The organism is Streptomyces sp. CRN 30, from assembly GCF_034105845.1.
In genome coordinates this window covers 1-3,391 of the sequence record NZ_JAVRHI010000435.1, presented here as the reverse complement: position 1 = coordinate 3,391, position 3,391 = coordinate 1, and the positions used below count along the sequence as shown (strand labels likewise).

The following is a 3,391-nucleotide window of genomic DNA, read 5'->3' as shown; positions in this document are numbered from 1 at the left end:
TACGCCCTCCAGGAGCTGCTGACCATCAAGTCCGACGACGTGACCGGCCGCGTGAAGGTCTACGAGGCCATCGTCAAGGGCGAGAACATCCCCGAGCCCGGCATCCCCGAGTCCTTCAAGGTGCTCATCAAGGAGATGCAGTCCCTGTGCCTCAACGTGGAGGTGCTGTCCTCGGACGGCATGTCCATCGAGATGCGCGACACCGACGAGGACGTCTTCCGCGCTGCGGAGGAGCTTGGCATCGACCTGTCCCGGCGCGAGCCGAGCAGCGTCGAAGAGGTCTGACGGGAGTCCGGCGGGCCTCGGTCACCCGTGGAAAAGGTGACCGGGGCCCGGCCGGCCCCAGGACCCCCGTATCAGACCCCATGACTTACAACCCTGAGAGGGATTGACGCATAGTGCTCGACGTCAACTTCTTCGATGAGCTCCGGATCGGTCTGGCCACCGCTGACGACATCCGTCAGTGGAGCCACGGCGAGGTCAAGAAGCCCGAGACCATCAACTACCGCACGCTCAAGCCGGAAAAGGACGGGCTCTTCTGCGAGAAGATCTTCGGCCCCACCCGGGACTGGGAGTGCTACTGCGGTAAGTACAAGCGCGTCCGCTTCAAGGGCATCATCTGCGAGCGCTGCGGCGTGGAGGTCACCCGCGCCAAGGTGCGCCGTGAGCGGATGGGCCACATCGAGCTGGCCGCTCCCGTCACCCACATCTGGTACTTCAAGGGCGTCCCGTCGCGCCTCGGTTACCTGCTCGACCTCGCCCCGAAGGACCTGGAGAAGGTCATCTACTTCGCGGCGTACATGATCACGTTCGTCGACGAGGAGCGCCGTACGCGCGACCTGCCCTCGCTGGAGGCGCACGTCTCCGTCGAGCGCCAGCAGATCGAGCAGCGCCGCGACGCCGACCTGGAGACCCGCGCCAAGAAGCTCGAGACCGACCTGGCCGAGCTGGAGGCCGAGGGTGCCAAGGCCGACGTGCGCCGCAAGGTGCGCGAGGGTGCCGAGCGTGAGATGAAGCAGCTGCGCGACCGCGCGCAGCGCGAGATCGACCGTCTCGACGAGGTGTGGAACCGGTTCAAGAACCTCAAGGTCCAGGACCTGGAGGGCGACGAGCTGCTCTACCGCGAGCTGCGCGACCGCTTCGGCACCTACTTCGACGGTTCGATGGGCGCTGCCGCGCTGCAGAAGCGCCTGGAGTCCTTCGACCTCGACGAGGAGGCCGAGAAGCTCCGCGAGATCATCCGCACCGGCAAGGGCCAGAAGAAGACCCGCGCGCTCAAGCGCCTCAAGGTCGTCTCCGCGTTCCTGCAGACCAGCAACAGCCCCAAGGGCATGGTGCTGGACTGCGTGCCGGTCATCCCGCCGGACCTGCGTCCGATGGTGCAGCTGGACGGTGGCCGCTTCGCGACCTCCGACCTGAACGACCTGTACCGCCGTGTGATCAACCGCAACAACCGTCTGAAGCGCCTGCTCGACCTGGGTGCTCCGGAGATCATCGTCAACAACGAGAAGCGCATGCTTCAGGAGGCTGTTGACGCCCTCTTCGACAACGGTCGTCGCGGCCGGCCGGTGACCGGTCCGGGTAACCGTCCGCTGAAGTCGCTGTCCGACATGCTCAAGGGCAAGCAGGGCCGCTTCCGTCAGAACCTGCTCGGCAAGCGCGTGGACTACTCCGCGCGTTCCGTGATCGTCGTCGGTCCGCAGCTCAAGCTGCACCAGTGCGGTCTGCCGAAGGCGATGGCGCTGGAGCTGTTCAAGCCGTTCGTGATGAAGCGCCTGGTCGACCTGAACCACGCGCAGAACATCAAGAGCGCCAAGCGGATGGTCGAGCGCGGCCGCACGGTCGTGTACGACGTCCTGGAAGAGGTCATCGCGGAGCACCCGGTTCTGCTGAACCGTGCGCCCACCCTGCACCGCCTCGGCATCCAGGCCTTCGAGCCGCAGCTGGTCGAGGGCAAGGCCATCCAGATCCACCCGCTCGTCTGCACCGCGTTCAACGCGGACTTCGACGGTGACCAGATGGCCGTCCACCTGCCGCTCTCCGCGGAGGCGCAGGCCGAGGCGCGCATCCTGATGCTGTCCTCGAACAACATCCTCAAGCCCGCCGACGGCCGTCCGGTGACGATGCCGACCCAGGACATGGTCCTCGGTCTGTTCTTCCTCACCACCGACGGCGAGATGCGGGACACCAAGGGCGAGGGCCGTGCCTTCGGCTCCACCGCCGAGGCCACCATGGCGTTCGACGCCGGTGAGCTGGCGCTCCAGTCGCCGATCGACATCCGCTTCCCGGTGGGCACCATCCCGCCGCGTGGCTGGACGCCGCCGGTGCGCGAGGAGGGCGAGCCGGAGTGGCAGCCGGGCGACACCTTCCGTATCCGGACGACCCTGGGCCGCGCGCTCTTCAACGAGCTGCTGCCCGAGGACTACCCGTTCGTCGACTACTCGGTCGGCAAGAAGCAGCTCGGTGAGATCGTCAACGACCTCGCGGAGCGCTACCCCAAGGTGATCGTGGCGGCGACGCTCGACAACCTGAAGGCGGCGGGCTTCCACTGGGGTACCCGTTCCGGTGTCACCGTGGCCATCTCCGACGTGGTCGTCCCCGAGGCGAAGAAGGAGATCGTCAAGGGGTACGAGGCTCAGGACGAGAAGGTCCAGAAGCAGTACGAGCGCGGTCTCATCACCAAGGAAGAGCGCACGCAGGAGCTCATCGCGATCTGGACCAAGGCGACCAACGAGGTCGCCGAGGCGATGAACGCGAACTTCCCCAAGACCAACCCCATCTTCATGATGGTTGACTCGGGTGCCCGAGGAAACATGATGCAGATGCGGCAGATCGCCGGTATGCGCGGTCTGGTGTCGAACGCGAAGAACGAGACGATCCCGCGTCCCATCAAGGCGTCCTTCCGTGAGGGCCTGTCCGTGCTGGAGTACTTCATCTCCACGCACGGTGCCCGTAAGGGTCTGGCGGACACCGCTCTGCGTACCGCCGACTCGGGTTACCTCACGCGTCGTCTGGTCGACGTCTCCCAGGACGTCATCATCCGCGAGGAGGACTGCGGCACCGACCGCGGTCTGCGCCTGAAGATCGCCGGCCGTCAGGACGGCGTGCTGCTCAAGGCGGAGGACGTCGAGACGTCCGTGTACGCGCGCTGCCTCGCCGAGGACATCGTGGTCGACGGCAAGGTGCTGGCCCCGGCCGGTACCGACCTCGGCGACGTGCTCATCGACGAGCTGGTCAAGCACGGCGTCGAGGAGGTCAAGACCCGCTCGGTCCTGACCTGCGAGTCCGCCGTCGGCACCTGCGCCATGTGCTACGGCCGTTCGCTGGCCACCGGCAAGCTGGTCGACATCGGTGAGGCGGTCGGCATCATCGCCGCCCAGTCCATCGGTGA

Annotated in this window: 2 protein-coding genes; both read left to right on the top strand. The window is 66.3% G+C overall.

Features of this window, described 5'->3' with window-relative positions; all coding sequences use genetic code 11:
* Positions 1 to 285: hypothetical protein (locus tag UW392_RS47635; RefSeq protein WP_320781607.1), on the top strand; the 285-nt coding region annotated here is incomplete at its 5' end.
* A 113-nt stretch (positions 286 to 398) separates the two neighbouring features.
* Positions 399 to 3,391 (top strand): DNA-directed RNA polymerase subunit beta' (locus tag UW392_RS47630; RefSeq protein WP_320781606.1); only part of this gene is annotated, 2,993 nt, incomplete at its 3' end.